The sequence below is a fragment of the Longilinea arvoryzae genome, assembly GCF_001050235.1.
GTDB classification, from domain to species: Bacteria; Chloroflexota; Anaerolineae; order Anaerolineales; family Anaerolineaceae; genus Longilinea; species Longilinea arvoryzae.
Window position 1 is genome coordinate 71279 of sequence record NZ_DF967972.1, and the last position, 16512, is coordinate 87790.

The 16512-nt window shown below is 59.2% G+C and carries 13 protein-coding genes; 4 read left to right on the top strand and 9 right to left on the bottom strand.

The window, feature by feature from the left end; translation table 11 throughout:
* Positions 1-220 precede the first annotated feature (220 nt).
* The gene (locus tag LARV_RS00320) at positions 221-1444 is read left to right on the top strand and encodes an MFS transporter (RefSeq protein ID WP_075071766.1); all 1224 of its coding nucleotides are present in this window, start codon (positions 221-223) and stop codon (positions 1442-1444) included.
* A 79-nt stretch (positions 1445-1523) separates the two neighbouring features.
* Here LARV_RS00320 and LARV_RS00325 read toward each other — a convergent pair whose 3' ends face one another.
* Both LARV_RS00325 and LARV_RS00330 read right to left on the bottom strand, forming a co-directional pair.
* The gene (locus LARV_RS00325; RefSeq protein WP_075071767.1) at positions 1524-2105 is read right to left on the bottom strand and encodes a hypothetical protein; all 582 of its coding nucleotides are present in this window, start codon (positions 2103-2105) and stop codon (positions 1524-1526) included.
* On the bottom strand, positions 2095-2451 hold the full coding sequence (locus LARV_RS00330; protein WP_075071768.1) for a PadR family transcriptional regulator: 357 nt from the start codon (positions 2449-2451) through the stop codon (positions 2095-2097). Before LARV_RS00330 ends, LARV_RS00325 begins: the two co-directional genes overlap by 11 nt.
* A gap of 132 nt (positions 2452-2583) precedes the next feature.
* Here LARV_RS00330 and surE point away from each other — a divergent pair, with 132 nt between their 5' ends.
* A complete protein-coding gene (gene surE, locus LARV_RS00335; RefSeq protein ID WP_075071769.1) occupies positions 2584-3402 on the top strand; it encodes a 5'/3'-nucleotidase SurE in 819 nt (272 codons plus the stop codon).
* Positions 3403-3590: 188 nt separating this feature from the next.
* On the opposite strand, the gene LARV_RS00340 is transcribed toward surE, so the two are convergent.
* Positions 3591-4631: an RIO1 family regulatory kinase/ATPase domain-containing protein gene (locus LARV_RS00340; protein ID WP_075071770.1), complete on the bottom strand. Its 1041-nt coding sequence runs from the start codon at positions 4629-4631 to the stop codon at positions 3591-3593.
* A gap of 464 nt (positions 4632-5095) precedes the next feature.
* Entirely contained in the window at positions 5096-9061 is a 3966-nt protein-coding gene (locus tag LARV_RS00345; RefSeq protein ID WP_075071771.1) for an alpha-amylase family glycosyl hydrolase, read from the bottom strand.
* A 337-nt stretch (positions 9062-9398) separates the two neighbouring features.
* Between LARV_RS00345 and LARV_RS00350 the strand changes: the two genes are divergently transcribed.
* Positions 9399-9689, top strand: a complete 291-nt coding sequence (locus LARV_RS00350; protein ID WP_075071772.1) for a PilZ domain-containing protein — start codon at positions 9399-9401, stop codon at positions 9687-9689.
* 77 nt (positions 9690-9766) lie between these two features.
* On the opposite strand, the gene LARV_RS00355 is transcribed toward LARV_RS00350, so the two are convergent.
* Positions 9767-11239 carry an MFS transporter gene (locus LARV_RS00355; RefSeq protein WP_075071773.1) on the bottom strand — a complete coding sequence of 491 codons (1473 nt, stop codon included), beginning with the start codon at positions 11237-11239 and terminating at the stop codon, positions 9767-9769.
* A gap of 101 nt (positions 11240-11340) precedes the next feature.
* Positions 11341-11784 (bottom strand): RNA methyltransferase, encoded by a 444-nt coding sequence (locus LARV_RS00360; protein WP_075071774.1) that lies wholly within the window; start codon positions 11782-11784, stop codon positions 11341-11343.
* A 174-nt stretch (positions 11785-11958) separates the two neighbouring features.
* On the opposite strand from LARV_RS00360, the gene LARV_RS00365 reads away from it, so the two are divergent.
* Complete coding sequence (locus LARV_RS00365) at positions 11959-12234, top strand: hypothetical protein (protein WP_075071775.1); 276 nt, start codon at positions 11959-11961, stop codon at positions 12232-12234.
* Positions 12235-12435: 201 nt separating this feature from the next.
* Here the strand turns inward: LARV_RS00365 and LARV_RS00370 are convergent, their stop codons facing one another.
* The 3 genes from LARV_RS00370 to LARV_RS00380 all read right to left on the bottom strand — a co-directional run bounded on the left by LARV_RS00370 (position 12436) and on the right by LARV_RS00380 (position 16486).
* On the bottom strand, positions 12436-13365 hold the full coding sequence (locus tag LARV_RS00370; RefSeq protein ID WP_083522211.1) for an alpha/beta hydrolase: 930 nt from the start codon (positions 13363-13365) through the stop codon (positions 12436-12438).
* Between the two features lie 121 nt (positions 13366-13486).
* On the bottom strand, positions 13487-14947 hold the full coding sequence (gene gatB, locus LARV_RS00375) for an Asp-tRNA(Asn)/Glu-tRNA(Gln) amidotransferase subunit GatB (protein WP_075071776.1): 1461 nt from the start codon (positions 14945-14947) through the stop codon (positions 13487-13489).
* Positions 14948-14989: 42 nt separating this feature from the next.
* Positions 14990-16486 (bottom strand): phospholipid carrier-dependent glycosyltransferase, encoded by a 1497-nt coding sequence (locus LARV_RS00380; protein ID WP_075071777.1) that lies wholly within the window; start codon positions 16484-16486, stop codon positions 14990-14992.
* Positions 16487-16512 lie beyond the last annotated feature (26 nt).

Consider the following 16512-nt stretch of genomic DNA (forward strand, 5'->3'; position numbering starts at 1 on the left):
AATTTTAATGATATATTTTATGGATTATATCAAATATAAATTTTGTTCGAGGTCTCCCGGGCGCCGTCCAGGCACCGGACACGGTTTCACCGGGGCGCCTGGGTAATTGCGAATTTTATTGTTCTTCACGCGCAACCGTTTATCGCAGGCGGGGGTTATACTAACTGAAGTCGCGGCACAATTCTCGCCGGGCTATGCTTTGTTTCAGGAGGCACCCCCTTTGCCAGAAACTCGTGAGAAAGTGTACGCCTACCGCTGGGTCGTCCTGGCGGTGTTCGCCCTGGCCAACCTGGCCATCCAGGTCCTGTGGATTTGCTACGCCCCCATTTCGTCCATAGCGGTGGAATATTACGGCGTCAGCCAGCTCCAGGTCGGGATGCTGGCCATGGTCTTCATGATCGTTTACGTGCCCATCTCGATCCCGGTTTCCTGGCTGATCGATACGCTCGGTTACCGCAAAGCGGTCAGCATTGGCGTGGTGATGTTGGGCGTCTTCGGCCTGCTGCGGGCTTTTTTCGCCTCCAATTTCGGCCTGGTGATGGCCGCCACGGTCGGCCTCGGCCTGGCCCAGCCCTTCCTGCTGAACGCCGTCAGCACCGTCGCCGGGCGCTGGTTCCCCATTCAAGAGCGCGCCACGGCCTCCGGGCTGGCGTTGGTGGCCAGCTTCATCGGCATCGCCATCGGTCAGGTCACGTCGCCCATTTTGGCGCTGCGCTACGGCATCCCCACCATGGCCATGATCTTCGGCATTCTGGCGGCCGTTTCGGCGGCATTGTTCCTGGTCTTCACCCGCGATGCGCCCCTCACCCCGCCCTGTCCGGCTGACCAGACGGAACGCGCCCTCGTGCTCGACGGCCTGAAATCCATGCTCAAGATGGAAGATATCTGGCTGCTGCTGTATGCTTTCCTGGTCGGGATGGGCATCTTCAACGGCGTTTCCACCTGGATCGCCGCCATCACCGAGCCCAAAGGCTTTTCGCCCACCCAGGCCGGCGATCTGGGCGCGCTGCTCCTGATCGGCGGCATCGTGGGCGCCGTCATCATTCCCGCCCTGTCCGATCACCTGCGCCAGCGCAAACCCTTCCTGTTATTGGGCGTGGGCTTATCCATCCCCTGTTTGATTGGCATCATCTATGCGCAACCCTATTGGTCAGTGGCCGTCTTCATGTTCCTGATGGGTTTCTTTCTAAACAGCCTGGCGCCGATCGGCTATCAATACGCCGCCGAAATCACCTTCCCCGCCCCGGAGGGCACCTCCAACGGCCTGTTGAACCTGGCCGGGCAGTGCTCGGTGGTTTTCATCTACGCCATGGAATTCATGAAAGGCCGGGACGGCTCGTTCACCATCTCGCTGTGGATGCTGTCGGGCCTGATGCTGGTCGGCTGTCTGCTGCTTCTGCGCATGCACGAATCAAAACTGATCCGGCAGGCGGCTCAGGAGTAGAAATGCGAAAAATGATGATCAAAACAGTGAGGCGGGCCGCGGCCCGCCTCACTGTTTTATCGAAAAGAAATGGTTGACCTCACAGCCGCGCCGCGATGGAAAACCCCAGGATCACCAGGCTGAGCAGTCCGCTCAGCAGCAGCATCTGCGCCGCAGGACGCGCCATCGGCAGCACCTGGATTTCCAGGCTGCTATTCGCGCGGTCAGCACGCACCTGTAATTGGGGGATCAGGAAGGCCAAAAAAGCAAGAAATGGCCCCATCACCATCAGCCCGTTGACCAGAGACACAGCCGCCGTTTGGAAAAAGGCATGATCGAAAGCCATGCGGGTGGATTCGGATAACATCCAACCCAGCAATCCCATTCCGGTGTACATCACGAAACCTGCGAACCATAGAAAAATCAGCAGGAAACCAAGCCCCTTACAAATGTTCGAGAGTCTCATCCGGTTCCTCACTTCCCCGATCTGTTCGAATAGGATTGACATCCATAGATCCCAAAAGGTCCCCAGCCAGAAGCCCGCTTTACCCACGGGTTGGTCGTGAAGACGGTCAGCGCAGGTTTGCAGGATTTCATCTGCGAAACGCGCCCGAAATTCGGGTGGATACAGGCGCATACACCCTTTCAGCAGGCCAAACCAGGGAGATTTTTCAGCCCTCATGGCGATTTCCGATCAGGTGCAGCGATTTGAGTTGTCCCGCCAGAAAGGCAATGCGATCCGCCTCGGCCTGCAGCGCCTTGCGCCCATGTTCGGTGATGTGGTAGTAGCGCCGTCGCTCGTCGTCCATGGCCGGGTCAGGGCGCTCGCCGGCTTCCTCGATCAATCCATCCGTCAACATTCGCTTGATGCTGCCGTACAATGTGCCCGCTCCCATACGCAGCCGCCCACCCGACTGCGCTTGCGCGGTCTGCATGATGCGATAACCGTGCTTGTCGCCGTCGCTCAAAGCCAGCAAAATGTGAAAAACAGCCGGGGTCAGAGGAATGAAGGTTGGTGTCGTTTTCATTTTTATATCCGTAAGAATTATATCTGTTACGGATATAATAGCAATATTTTATTAGCTTGTCAACTGGTAATTCTGCGATCTTTAAATCGAAAAACCTTGCGCCGCAGACCCTGAATCGATTATCATCAATGCATGACAAAACCCCGCAAGCAAATCCTCCTCACCAACGACGACGGCATCCGTTCGCCCGGGTTGTGGGCCGCCGCCAAGGCGCTGGCTCCGCTCGGCTTTGTCACCATTGCCGCGCCGCGCGAGCAGTATTCCGGCGCCGGTCGCAGCCTGCCCGTCACCAGCGACGGACGCATTACCCGTCAGACGCTGCAGATCGGTTCGCAGCAATGGACCGCCTACGCCATCGGCGGCACGCCGGCGCAGAGCGTGCTGCATGCCGTCCTTGAAATCCTGCCTCAACCGCCCGATCTGGTGGTTTCGGGCATCAACTACGGCGAGAACGTCGGTTCGGGCATCACCGTCTCGGGCACGGTGGGCGCCGCCCTGGAAGGCGCCGATTTCGGCATCCCGGCCATCGCCGTCTCGCTGGAACTGCCCAGCATGGACTATACCGGCTATTCCGAAGCGATCGATTTCTCGGTGGCAGGCTATTTCTCGTACTATTTCGCCAAAATCCTGCTCGAACGGCCCATGCCGGAGGATGTGGATGTGCTCAAGATCGACGTGCCCGCCAACGCGACGCCCCAAACGCCCTGGGAGCTGACCCGCATGGCCCACCATCACCGTTATTTCGAGCCCTTTGCCAACCGCAAGGGCGCGATGGAGGACCCGGGCGTCATCGACGTGCGCATCGACGTTGAACCTGAGGACGTCCCGGATAATTCGGATATCTATAAACTGCGCTTCGAGCACAAGGTGGCCGTCACCCCGCTCAGCCTGGACATGACCTCGCGCGTGGACTTCAAGGACCTGCGTGGATTACTTGAAAAAGGAGAGTAATCACCACGGAGACACGGAGAACACGGAGAAGAAAGTTAATACAAAAAAAGGAGACGGAAAATTCCGTCTCCTTTTTTTGTATCAATGGTAACCGGTGTTTTTTAAATTCGGGTCGGATATTTCTTCTCTTTCTTCTCTTTCTTCTCTATACTACTCTTTCTTCTCCGTGTCCTCTGTGATCTCTGTGGCTATTCGTCTTCTCCCAGATCGTCTTCCCAGCCTTCGGGCGCGGTGGGCACCAGCAGTTTGCTCGATTCCCACAGTTCCGCGGCCAGTTGCTGCGGATCGCTGCGCATACCGTAGCGCGTGAAGTACTGGCACAGGCGGGTCACGTCCCGCCGGAAGATATCGAAGCCATCGCGGTTGGTGAACGGATCGACGGCCTGCGGGAAGTCGATGATGCGGAACTCACCCTCCCAGTAGAGCACATTGTAGGCCGAAAGGTCGCCGTGGATGCGCCGCAGTTTCAACATGCGCGCGACGTTGTCCATCAACCTGTCGAAAACGCGCTGCGCCTCGCGCCGGTCGAGTGTGACTTCGTTGAGCGTTGGGGCGGGTGCGGTGGCCTCGCCCAGGTATTCCATCAGGATGGTATTGTCGCCGCAGGCCAGCGGGCGCGGCACATCCAGCCCGGCCTTGAAGAGGATCTCCAGAGTCTGGTATTCGTGCATCAGCCAGGAAAAGTGCGACAGACCCTTGCCGAAGTTCGTGCCGTTTTTGACCGCGATCAACGACTTGGGGTCGTGGACTTCCTTGCCGTATTCGTCCAGCACCACCCGCCCGGCCCGATAGCGCGCGTCGTTGCGCAGATTGCGAAACATGCGCGGGCGGTAGAGCTTGGCCGCTACCAACTCGTCGCCGCGCGGGCCGTGCGATGTGCAGCAGTAGACGTTGGCCTCCTTGCCGCCCTTGACCTTGGCGATCACATCACTGATCAGGCCGACGTCGTAGAACGCGCCCAGGTAATCGAGGATCCACTCGCGTTCGTGGAAAGAAGATTGGAAGGAGGGACGGAATACCTCGTCCGGGGCCACCAGCCCGCCGCCGCCGCGGTCGATCAATTCGTTGACGGCCACCTGGGCTTTCTTTTTGTTCGGCAGTGCGGTGCCCTGCACGTGCCGGCCGTGTTTCTTCAGGCGCGGGGCGGTTTCGTGATCGCGGCGGTCGCGTGGGTCTTGATAAATGCTCAATTCTTCATCCGTGAAGAATTTCGGGTTCAGCTTGGTCATAAGGAGTTTTCTTCTCCAATTTTCGAACAAGGGAAAGCAGTCTCGATAGGCCGTTCAACGGCCGGATTGGTCACATGCGTTTTGGACTGTCGATTCATGGTCGCCATGCGGTTCATGCACCGGTTAACGCCAGCGGCCCCGGTGAGACGGGGTCAGTCTGCTGCCGGGGCCGCCGCAACTCTCGCGAGGAGGGTTGGGACGAAAAACCGCAGGGCGTGAATGCTCCTGCGGTTATATGCGTTAAGCGATTAGCCTAACCTACCGTACAGGCGCACTCATGCGTGGCAGCATTGTGCCTGAGAAATTGGATCTTGTGTTGTCCCGTTGCATGAGCACACCTCCTTTCTGTAGATCAGATATCAAAAGTCTAGCATATCCCCGAAAGCCCGTCAAGGTACTTCCGGGCAGAAAATTTCAGGGCGCAGGATTCCGCACCCTGAAATTTTCGAATTGGCAGGGCAAGCCTAACGCAGCACCAGCGGCAGGAAGACCCGGTTCAGGCCGGTTTCGAAGCTCCAACTGACCGGCACCTGCTGGCCGTCGTTTGCGATGTCAGGCTGACCGCTGACTGTAACGGTATAAGTCGCGCCGCCCGCGAGCGGTTGGCCGGGGGTAAAGGTGGTGGTCCGGCTGGCATCGTCGTAACTGCACGTCCCGGCCACAGCGCCGTCCGGGCCGGTCAGGGTCAGGCAGGTATTGACAGCCATCGACTGGCTCCAGGTGACCGTGACCACCGAGTCGGCGCCAACCCCCTGGGCGCCATTCGCCGGGCTGAAACCGGTGACCAGCGGATCGCGCCAGTTGAGCACACCGTATTCGACGAGCTGCGTTCCGTCGGTACTGTACTCAACACCTGTTTCCAGGCCGGCGATTTCCAAATTGCCGTCCAGGCCTTTCATCACAGTATCCCATGAGCCGCGGGTGAACTTGTATACCAACGAAGTCCCATCCAGGAAATCGAGGGTGATGGTCCAGTGCGTTGCGTCCACCTGGGTCATCGGTACTGCGTCGGGTGTCCAATTGCCCATCGTGGGCTGGTTGCCGGAGAGATAGACCGTCCCGACCGTGAAACTGGGCACGCTGACGGTAAAGGTAACCGCCACCATCTTGGCTTCGGCCGTCTGGCTGACCTGGTTGGAAAGCGCCGAACAGTTGAAACTGGTATCGACGGCCAGTACGCGGTAGTAGTACAGCACGCCGCTGGTCACACTATTGTCAACATAAGTCAGGTCCGGCGCCAACACGCGCGCCACGCGATTGCCCGCCAGGGCGGGGTCGGTGGAGCGGTACAGATCGTAGGCATGGACGCCAACGTTATCCGTGGCAGCCGTCCAACCCAATGCGATGAAGCTGTCCGACCAGTCTGTAATGCTTAACAACGGGGCCGCCGGGGCTTCCGAATCTGTGGAGGCATTCACCACCAATGCGCCCGCCTGAGCCGGATCGTAGCCGTTGGCGGTGCCGTCCAGGTCAGCATATACCCAGGTCTGGCCGTTGTTCCCCGAATAGCGGTAAGCGTAATCGAAAGTGCCCACAGTTTCAGGGGTCAGACTGGCGACGAACTCGTCGTTGTTGCCGCCCGGATATAGGACGCTGAAAACCGCTTCCACCCACTGCCAGGCTGCATTGCCGTCCGGGCTGCTGCCATCGGGACCGTAGCCCACCTGCGCGCGCAGGCCGGGTGTGGCGCCGGGCGCGGCGGTTATGCCGTTGATCCACACCTGACCGTAGATATTTTCGGTGGGGGTAGTTCCGATAGTGTGCGTGATACTGGACGGCCATTGAATGTTGGCCCAGTCGATCGCCAGTTGAGGCATGCCGGCGACTTCGTTGGAGTAGCCGCTGACCAGGCCGGTTGCGTCATTGCGGCTGACCACCACATAGTGATAGGTTACCGCGTTGGTCAGGCCGCTGTCTGTGAAGCCGGTGCCGGTGAGGTTGGTCACAAAGCTGTAGCCGCCACCGGAAACCAGGCTGCGATAGATATCATAGCTGGTCGCCCCGCTGACGGCCGTCCAGGCCAGGTTGATCGACCCGACACCCTCACCCACGATGGACAGGTTCGTCACCGCAGCCGGTGAGGCTGGCATGCTGCCGGTGAGGGTCATCAACACGCCTGCGCGGGCCGGCAGATTTTGCGCCGTGATATGGCCGTTGGTGACGGTGAAATTCAGGCCGCCGGACACATCCTGGAAGGTGGCGCCCTCGGAAAAATAGGCGCTCACGTCCACGCTGACTGATTGGGCACTGTTCGCGCGGTTGATGAGCACCAACGCGGCGTCGCTGTTGTCGGCCAGTTTGCGCCCGAAGGCGTAAACGTTGTTGGTGTTATCGATCAGCAGCGGATGGAAGTCTCCGGTGCGCAGGGCCGGGTGGGCATTGCGCGCGGAAATCAGGCGCTGATAGTAAAGGCGCAAATTCGCCTGCGCATCCGTGGTTTGCAGGTGAGTATAGAAGGGCGTGCCGCTTTCATCCAGCCAGGGGAAGGGCTGGCGGTTGTATGGATCGTCCTGCCATCCGCTGACATCCCGGTTGACCGGCCCCACGAGGCCAACTTCGTCGCCGTAATAGATGGTCGGCGCGCCGGGCAGCGTCATCTGCAGCAGCGCGGCGCCCTTCAGCCGGGTGATGGCGTCGCTCCAATCGTAATTCGCGTTCTGGTAGGTGGCCGGGGTGGTCTCGGCCTCGTCTGCGTTTTCATCCAGCAGGAGCAGCGCCCGGTTGGTATCGTGGCTGTCGAGCAGGTTCAGCATGGCCGCGAAGGCCTCGGCCGGGTAACGCTCCTGCAAATTGAGCAGGCGTTCGTTCAACTGCTGCGGCGTGAGTGGGCTGAGCGCGCCGGCCGCGCTGCCGGGATTGTGATCGTTGTCGACCAGCGTTTCATCGCGCCAGAAGCTGAGCAGCGCGCTGCCGAATTGATAGTTCATGGTGGCGTCCCACTCGCCGCCCAGAACCCAGGAGGAGGCATTGCCCCATTCCTCGCCGACGATGTAGGCGTCCGGTTTGGCGGCCTTGACGGCGGCGCGGAAGCCTTCCCAGTACAGGTTGTTCGGGTCACCCGTCACGCCCGGGTCGACATCCCCGCCCACATCTAGCCGCCAGCCGTCGGCCCACTGCAGCCAGTGAACCGCCACACTTTCGGCGCTGTCCCAGATCAGGGCGCGCACCCCGGCGTTGGACGCGTTGAGCTTCGGCAGGCTGTCGTAGCCGTACCAGGAGGTGTAGGTGGCGCCGCCGGGCGTGCCGTCATCGCCCACGCACGGGCCGCTGCCGTCTGCCACCGGCTGGAAGGAATACCAGTCACGGTAAGGCGAATCCGCGCTTTCGCACGCGCCCAGCGAGTCATAACGCCCGTAGCGATCGAAATAGACGCTGTCGGAAGAGGTGTGGTTGAACACGCCGTCCAGGATGATGTGCATACCGCGCGCATGCGCCTGAGACGCGAAGGCCTCGAATTCAGCCTGGGTGCTCAGGCTGCTGTCGATCTGCAGGTAATCGGTCGTATCGTAGCCGTGATTGGAGGGCGAGAAGAAAACCGGGTTGAGGTAGATGGCGGTGACGCCCAGATCCTGCAGATAATCCAGTTTATCGGTCAGGCCTTTCAAATCGCCGCCGTAGAAGTTCTGGCTCCAAACACCCGGGCAGGCGCCGGAGGAATCGCGCGGGTCGCACACCGCGGTATTCCAGTTCACGCCGTTGGAGCGCAGGATGGATCCGCCGGCCCCCTCCAGGCCGTAGAAAAAAGTCCCGGCCGCGGGATCGTTGGAGGGGTTGCCGTCGCGGAAGCGGTCGGGGAAGACCTGGTAGATGATTGCGTTCTTGACCCAATCCGGGGTTTCGAAGGCCGGATCGTAGACGGTGATCTGCCAGGAGTAATCGATGCTCTCATCGTACGCCTGGCCCCAGCCGCCGGTGCGTTCGCCGTCATCCTCGTAGTAGTCGGTGTCCGTGCCGTCGACGGCGATGAAGCGGTACCAGTAAACGGTCGGATCATCGCTGGCGGGTACGGTGGCCTGCCAGTATTCATAGGTACCGTCATTGGCGGCCAGGCTCATGTTCAAAATGGTCTGGGTGTCCAGCCGGTCGTTCCACAGGCGCACCCGGGCGCCGGTCAGGTCACCGCTGGCGGCCCGCAGTCGCAGGGTGACCGGTGTGCCGGTGGGCACCGCGCCGCCGGGTGTGCGATAGAGGGTATTTCGGCTGTCGTGACCGAGTTCGGTCCACCGCACATTGTCATCCTGACTGGCGGCCGGCGCAGAAACGGCAACGGTCGGATCGGATGTCGCGGCTGACGGATTGGCGTCAGGCTGTCGATTCGGCAGCGCCTCGGGCTGCGCGGCCTGGACAACCGGTAAAACCGGGCTGAAAGCCAGGCTGAATAATAGGATTAACCCAAGTGTCAGACGAAATTGTGAAAAGGGCACTTTCATCGCTAATCTCCTGAGGTGAATGAAGGAATCGTGAACGATTGGGAGCAGTTGCAATGCGATTGGTAAGTTCCTTATTTTGAGAATAATTACGGCAGGGATACGAAAAAAATATTCGCCAGAGGAAAACCAGTTCTTGGATATTTTATCTGAATTTGTAAAATAAGTTTACATTTTTATCTGTTTTTAAGAATTCTCGTTCGAAAAAAAGCGATCCCGGATTTTCAGCGGCAAATCATTGGAATATTCACAGAATTCAGGCCGGAATTATGCTGTAGTCAGAAGAATGTGCGTATAATATTGTGGTATGCGCGAATTAACCTTTGAGAGCAGATTTACTATGATTGATCGCACTGCTGTAGGTTTCATCAACACCCGGCGCGCGAATCGGATCGACTGGGACAGGCCAGTCAGCATTGTTTCTCCGGTCCTGGTCTCGGGCCATTCGATCAACGTCAGCGCCACGGGCATTCTCGTCAGTCTGCCGCGCGACCCATTCCTGCAGGTGGGGACGCGCGTAGCCCTGGCCATCCCGCACATGGATGGTCACGCGACCCTGACCGTGCGGGGAAACGTCGTTCGAGTGGAACACTCTCCCGATGACGTGCTTGTGGCGATCAACCTGGCGTAAGGCGGGATAAACCGGGGGGCGTTTTCGCCTGTCCGGATGGAACAGGCGACTCAGCGGCAGCCATAAGCTGTCGCTTTTTATTTTCCGGGCTCCCGAATCTGGGCCAGCACCAGGATGGAAATCAGGAAGAGCATCCCGTAAATCGAGAAAATCACTTCGTAGCCCAGGCCGGGTTGGATGCGGTTGAAAAAGTCGGCCAGCGGGCCGCCGATGCCGGCTCCGACGATGCCTGCGCCCGCCCCGGCCAGGTTGGAGATGCCCAGGTAACGCCCGGCTTCACCCGGCGGAACCAGATCGGTGCCAAGCGCCCAGTTGGTAGCCATAAAACAGCCCGTGGCCAGCCCAAGGATGGCGCCGCTCACCGTCACCTGCAACGGGCTGCGCGCCGTCAGCAGCGCCAGCGCCCCGGCCGCAGCGATCCATCCAGCCAGCGCAACCATGCGTTTGCGCCCAAAACGGTCCGCCAGCACACCACCGGCAAGCGCAGAGGAGACCAGGAAGGCTCCTACCACGGCCAGCAGTTGAGCCGTGGCGGAAGCCGGATTCGGCGCGCGGATCACGTCACGCAGGTAGTATTGGGTAAATCCCTGAATGGAACCCACCGCCGCCAGGAAAAGCAGCCGGTTGATCACCCACCAGATAAAAGACCGCTGACGGCGAGCTTCGGCGCCGATGCCCACCCAGGCGCCCAGATAGACGCCCACCAGAATGGAACCTGCCATGGCAGCCAATCCGGCCAGGCCGAGCAGCCCCACCTTTAGCGCCGGGGACGCTCCCATGCCGGTCAATTTGCCGCCGCTGAAATTCACCAGCCTGATGGCCATCTGCGTAATCCCCACGAAGATCACGGTCAACGCCGTCAGGCGCAGCACCGGCTCGCGTACGCCCCCGGCCGGTCTCTCCCGCAGACGATCTTCTTTGACGAACAGGTCAGTCGCCAGCATGGTAAGCAGGTAACCGGCCGTGATGATGCCGACCACTGCCATAATCTGCCCCCGGTCCACCAGCGGACCGGCCAGCAGGACCAGAAATACCGCCAGCAGTTCGAGTGCCGCCTTGACACCCGAAGCGCGCCCGCGTTGCCGTTTGGGGACGAGATCCGGGATCAACGCCTGTTGGGCGCCCTGGGCGATGTTGGAGAAGAAATGCAGCACCATGCTGCCGGCCACCAGGGCGACGTAGGCCAGGCTGATCCCCAACGCCGCCCGCGAAACGGCATCGGCGGCCGATCCAAGGTAATTCGGCGAAAGGCCGATGAAGACCATGGCCAGGGCGCTGCCCAGTGCTCCGAAAGTGATAAACGGGCGCCGCCTTCCCCAACGCGAAGTGCACCGGTCGCTCAACAAACCCGCCACCGGCTGCACCAGCATGGCTACGGCCAGTCCGATGACGCGCACGGCCGCCAGGTAAGTGTTTTTCTGCTCGACCGGCATGAAAGTCACCACCAGATAGGGCAGCAGGACGGGCGTGAAGATACCCGCGGCCGTACTCAGGCCCAGCGAGTAGCTGTTGAGGCCGAGCAATTCGAATCCATTGAGTTCGCGTTTCATGGGGAGCTGTCTGTATTGTACAGCAGCCGTCCCAGGAATGTTTCGATTTTGGGGTGGGAAAGGATCTGCCCGGGAGTGGCCAGGCTGCCCGGCAAAACGGTTTAGCCCGGCATGGATTGCAGAAACAAACGGTGGTAAAGGATGATGCTGCCGGAGACGGCTACATTGTACGAAGCGCGGTTGACGGATTCGATCCCAACCACAGCGTTACATTGCGCCAGCACCTTTTCGGGCAGCCCCATGTCTTCCGAACCCAACAGGTAGATGGCCTGTTCAGGGTGTTTGAAGGTCGCCAGCGGCTGCCCGCCGATTTCCACGCCCACCAACAGCGCGCCCAGCGGACGCGCCTGCACGAAATCCTCGAAAGTGGTGTAATGCCGTAACGGAATGAGGCGGTGCGCCGCGGAGGTGTCGCTGGATTGCGGTTTATAGGGGCGGCCGATGGTGAAAATGCCGGCCGCGCCCAGTTGCCAGGCCGAGCGCCACAGCGTGCCGATGTTTTCGCTATTGCGCGGGTTGTAAATGCCAATTTCGAAATAGGGCACGAGCCTGCCTCCAGGTTGGTTTTTCTTAGTCTATCACAGGATGGCGGTGGGATTTTGGTTTGGCAAACTAATCCGAAATTGATAAGTCCTGAACCACTTCTAAACATCCATCTGGCACAATGCCTGTAACACAAAGGCCAACCATCCAGTGTAACCTTTCATATGGGAGGTGAAATGACACAGGATACCGTCGAACTCAATCCATTCGGTTCTCAGCCAAAGCAGCTTCCCGTTCAACCCCTGACGGATGATCAGGTCCGTTTTGTAATGGATTTATTCCAGAAATATCCCCCTGGCGACCTGTGCGTTGAGGATGCGGTCGAGATCATCGAAGCCCTGGAAAACGCCGGATTACGCGGGCCGGCAGTGCGGACTTCGCTGATGATTGCCGGACTCGACCCGCAGAAATTCAGGGCGCTGATCTCAATAAATGCTGTTTTACGTCCCTGAGAATCAAACTCTGCCATTTTTAAAAAGGTGAATTAAATCAAACGGGTCTGGCCATCCGATGAGGTCCAGACCCGTTTGATTCCTCACTTCTACCGGTAAATAATGTGTTGGGCTTCAAACAATAAGGACACCTCTATTGCCCACGCGCACTAGTATAGACACAAAACATTAAAATTACCTCAGGATCAGGTTAACATCTTGTTAAGAGTTGCGATTAAACAGAAACTCTACTGGAATTGGTAAACGCTTGCGCCAGGAGCGCGCGCTGTGTGTGGCGCCGGGGAACTCACGCATGAGGTAATCGATGCCGTCGCGCCAGCCAGCCTCTCGTAAAAATCCATTGGCACGCATATTGTGGACGCCATAATCACGATCCAGGCTATGCCCGCTGTAATCAAAGTACAGACGGTGGTTGCCAGGCGGCGGCAAATTGTCACGCATCCATTCTTCAATCTGGCCGGCGCCGATCGGCCAGTGCGTGGAGAGGCAGCCAGCGCTGCCAAAGACTTGCGGGTAGCGGCATAACGCGTACATCGAGACCAGCCCACCCATGCTGGATCCCATGACGATGGTGTGCGTCGGGTCGGGCAGCGTCGCAAGGTTGGCGTCCACCCAGGGTTTCAGCTCTTCCACCAGGAAGCGCAGATAGGCATCCGAATAAGGCGCCACACGGATATCCTTGCACTTACCCTCGCGCATGCCATCGAATTGAGCGCCAACAAAGGGCGCCTCGGGCATGTATTCCGGCACACGATTTTCGCCGGCGCTCCACACGCCCACCACGATGCAATCGATGCCCATTTGGGTGAGCGTTTCGGCCACTCCCCAGGTGCGCCCCAGATAGGCCTCGGCCGGATTGAACAGATTCTTTCCATCATGCATATACAGCACCGGGTAACGTTTGGCGGAGTCATAGCCAACCGGAAGCCAAAAATCGACCTTCCGCAGCGGAATGTCCGTAGATGGAAAGGGGTCGATACGGTACAACGTACCGGGGAAAAACGCTACTGCTGGAAAAAGTTGCGTCCATTGGATCATGAAGATAATGGTATCGTATCTTTGTCCATCTTCGCCACGAAGGATGGCCAGTTTTTGGCCAGGAATTTCCTGAGCATCTGCGAAATCAGGCACTGCAAAGTGAATTCTTTACACGCCTGAGATCCTTCGCCGCGCTCAGGCCTTTACAGTGATGGCAATACAAAAAAAGGAGCCATGCAGCGTGCACAGCTCCCTTTGAGATCGTCGAACGGATTTACTTCAACAGCTCTTCGAGCACCTGGCGGGCGATATTCGGATCGGCCTTACCGCGCATCTTGCGCATCACCTGACCAACGAACCAGCCCATCAGGGTATCCTTGCCGCCTTTGAAAGCTTCCACTTCCTTGGGATTCTCGGCCAGCACTTCCTGCACCACCGTGCGAATGGCGGCGTCGTCGCTGACTTTTGCAAGACCCTCTTTTTCCACCAGCGCAGCCGGCGAAAGGCCGGTTTCTTCCACTTTCAGCAGCAATGCCTTGGCCGTGGAAACGTTGATGGTGCCGGCGTCGACCAGTTTGAGGAGCTCGGCCAGCCAGACCGGAGTGAGTTTGAGCTGGTCGGCGGTCTGGTTACGCTCGTTGAGCCGGCGCAGAATGTCGTTCATCAGCCAATTGGAGACGCGCTTGGGATCGCTTCCGTAGGCCTTGACCGCCGCTTCGAAGTAATCGGATAGTTTGCGTTCGCCGGTCAGAATTTCGGCGTCGTACTCCGGCAGGCCGTAATCGTTGATGAAACGGGCCCGGCGTTCCAGCGGCAGCTCGGGAAAATCCTTGAGGATGGCCGCCTTCCAGGCCTCATCCATGCGAATGGGCAGCAAATCCGGTTCACGGAAGTAGCGGTAATCAGCCTCGGTTTCCTTGGAGCGCATTTTGCGCAGCACGGCGGCGTCTTCGTCCCATTCCAGTGTCCAGGCAAAAATGCGGTTGCCGCCTTCCACCTCGCGGATCTGGCGGTCGATCTCATGCAGGATGGCGTCGCGGACGTTTTCGATCGAATTGACGTTCTTGATCTCGGTCTTCGGGTTGAGAATGGTCTCGCCCTTGTGCCGGATGGAGACATTGGCGTCGCAGCGCAGGTTGCCGCGTTCCATGTCGGCCTCTGAAATGCCTAACCAGCGCAACATCTGGCGCAGGCGGATCAGGTACTGGGCAGCCTCATCGGCCGTACGCAGGTCGGGGCCGGTGACCATTTCGACCAGGGGCACGCCGCAGCGGTTGAAATCCACAAAGCGCCGGCCGCCCGCGTTCTTGGTCTTGCCGGCGTCCTCTTCCAGGTGCAGCTTGGTGATGCTCACGCGGCGTGTGTAGGCTTTGCCATCCGGGCTGGAAGCGGCGGGCACGGGCAGGTCGAGAAAGCCGCCCTTGGCCAGCGATTGGTCGAACTGTGAAATCTGGTAACCCTTGGGTAAATCGGGGTAGAAATAATTTTTCCGGTCGAAGAAAGACAGCGGCCGAATTTCACTGTGCATGGCGGTGGCCAGCAGAACGCCCTTTTCGACGGCGGCTTTGTTCAGCACGGGCAGCACACCCGGCAAGCCGCAGCACACCGGGCAGATATTCGTGTTGGGTGCGTCGTACCAGGAATCGGCCTTGCAGGAGCAAAAAATCTTGGTCTGAGTATTGAGCTGGATGTGGGTTTCCAACCCGATAACGGCTTCGTATTCGATCATCGTCATATCCATCGCCTCACGATAGCAGCCCGCGTTCGACCGCGGACATTAAGGGCACACAAAAAGATCACTGTCATTGAATGATAGCTGGTGATAGAGCCGGCTCGTCAGACGGGCTTCGTCGAAACCATACATACCGGCCGGCATCGATTTCAATATTACCAGTGTTGCCTGATCTTCACAAACCTTTTCGACCAGACGGTCGCTGTCACTGCCGACCGTGTAAATGCCGTCATAGAACTTGCCCGTCCAGAAATACAGGCCTTCGGGGCCGGTGCTGATGATGTCCAGTTCCAGATGGTTCTTGATATAGCGCACGGTCTCCGATTGCGTTACCGCACGGCTGGCATAGCCCAACCCGTCGGCGTGGAGCCTGCGCACGCTGTCGACGCTCCGGTAGCCGTAATACATCAGGAATAAAGCCGCTCCGGCCAGCGCCAGGCCCCTCCAGACCCGCGGCATTTCAGGCGCTGTTTTGCCAAGCGCGGTCGCAGCTGTCATCAAAAACGCCAGCAGCAGCGAAATCAGGTAGCGAGCATTGAATGCCACCAGGTCGGAAAAACCGTTGGCTGCCACCAGCATCAATATTATGAACAGACCGTTTGCGAGCAGAGCGAACAGGGCCGGATCGAGGGTGGTTGACAGCCTGCGTCGAGATCGCCGCAGCCAGACCACCCAGACCGCCACCAGGGCCAGAATCAGCGCCAGCCCAATGACGCCGGCGATCAGTTCGCGCCCGCGAAGGAACCGCCCGGGGACGAACCAGCTTAATGTGGTATAGAAGAACCAGCGGGCCGTATCCAGCGTCGGCCAGGCCCAGTGAAAGCTGGAATAATGCAATGCCCTTCCGGTAGTCAACTGATTGCGCAGCAACCAGGCTGCCATGGGCAGCAGGCTGGCCGCGCCAAAGGCCGCGGCCTGTCCCAGCCGGGCGGCAAAGCGTCGGGCCGGGCTGTACACCACCAATCCCAGGGCAATGGCTGCCACGATCGGAACGCCGGCGTAACGCGCCAGACAGGCCAGCCCTGCCGCAAGCGCGGCCGCAGCCAGCCAGCCCCATCGCGCCCGGCGGATGTACTGCTGGAAAAACAGAACGGCCAGCAGAGAGAGGGTCAGGTTGAGCGCCTCGCTCATCGCCCAGCCGTGCGCTTCGAGCAGCACGTCCGAGAGAAGCATCGCCAGGCTCGCCAGCAGCGCGCCCAATTTACCGCCCCGGCTGCGCCAGACGATCCATCCAACCAGAAAAATGTTCACCCCGAACAGGACGGCGTTCAGCCAGCGCATTCCTGCCAGTGGCTCAAGGCCCAGCCATCCCAAAAGGGTCAGCATCATGCTCAGGCCCGGCGCAAAAGTGCGCGTGGGATTGAAACCCTGGCCCTGCAGGGCCTGTCGGGCCGGAATAATGTACCAGAACGAATCGTCGCTCAGGAAGGCGCCCCAGCGGGTTGCATACAGCACCAGTCCAACACCGACAACCGCCAGTCCCAGCAGGAACAGCGCCAGTTTACCGGCAGATCGTTCGTCTGAGGTCTTTCGTTCAGGCATATTCTGGCCTCTCAGCCCCGGAAAGG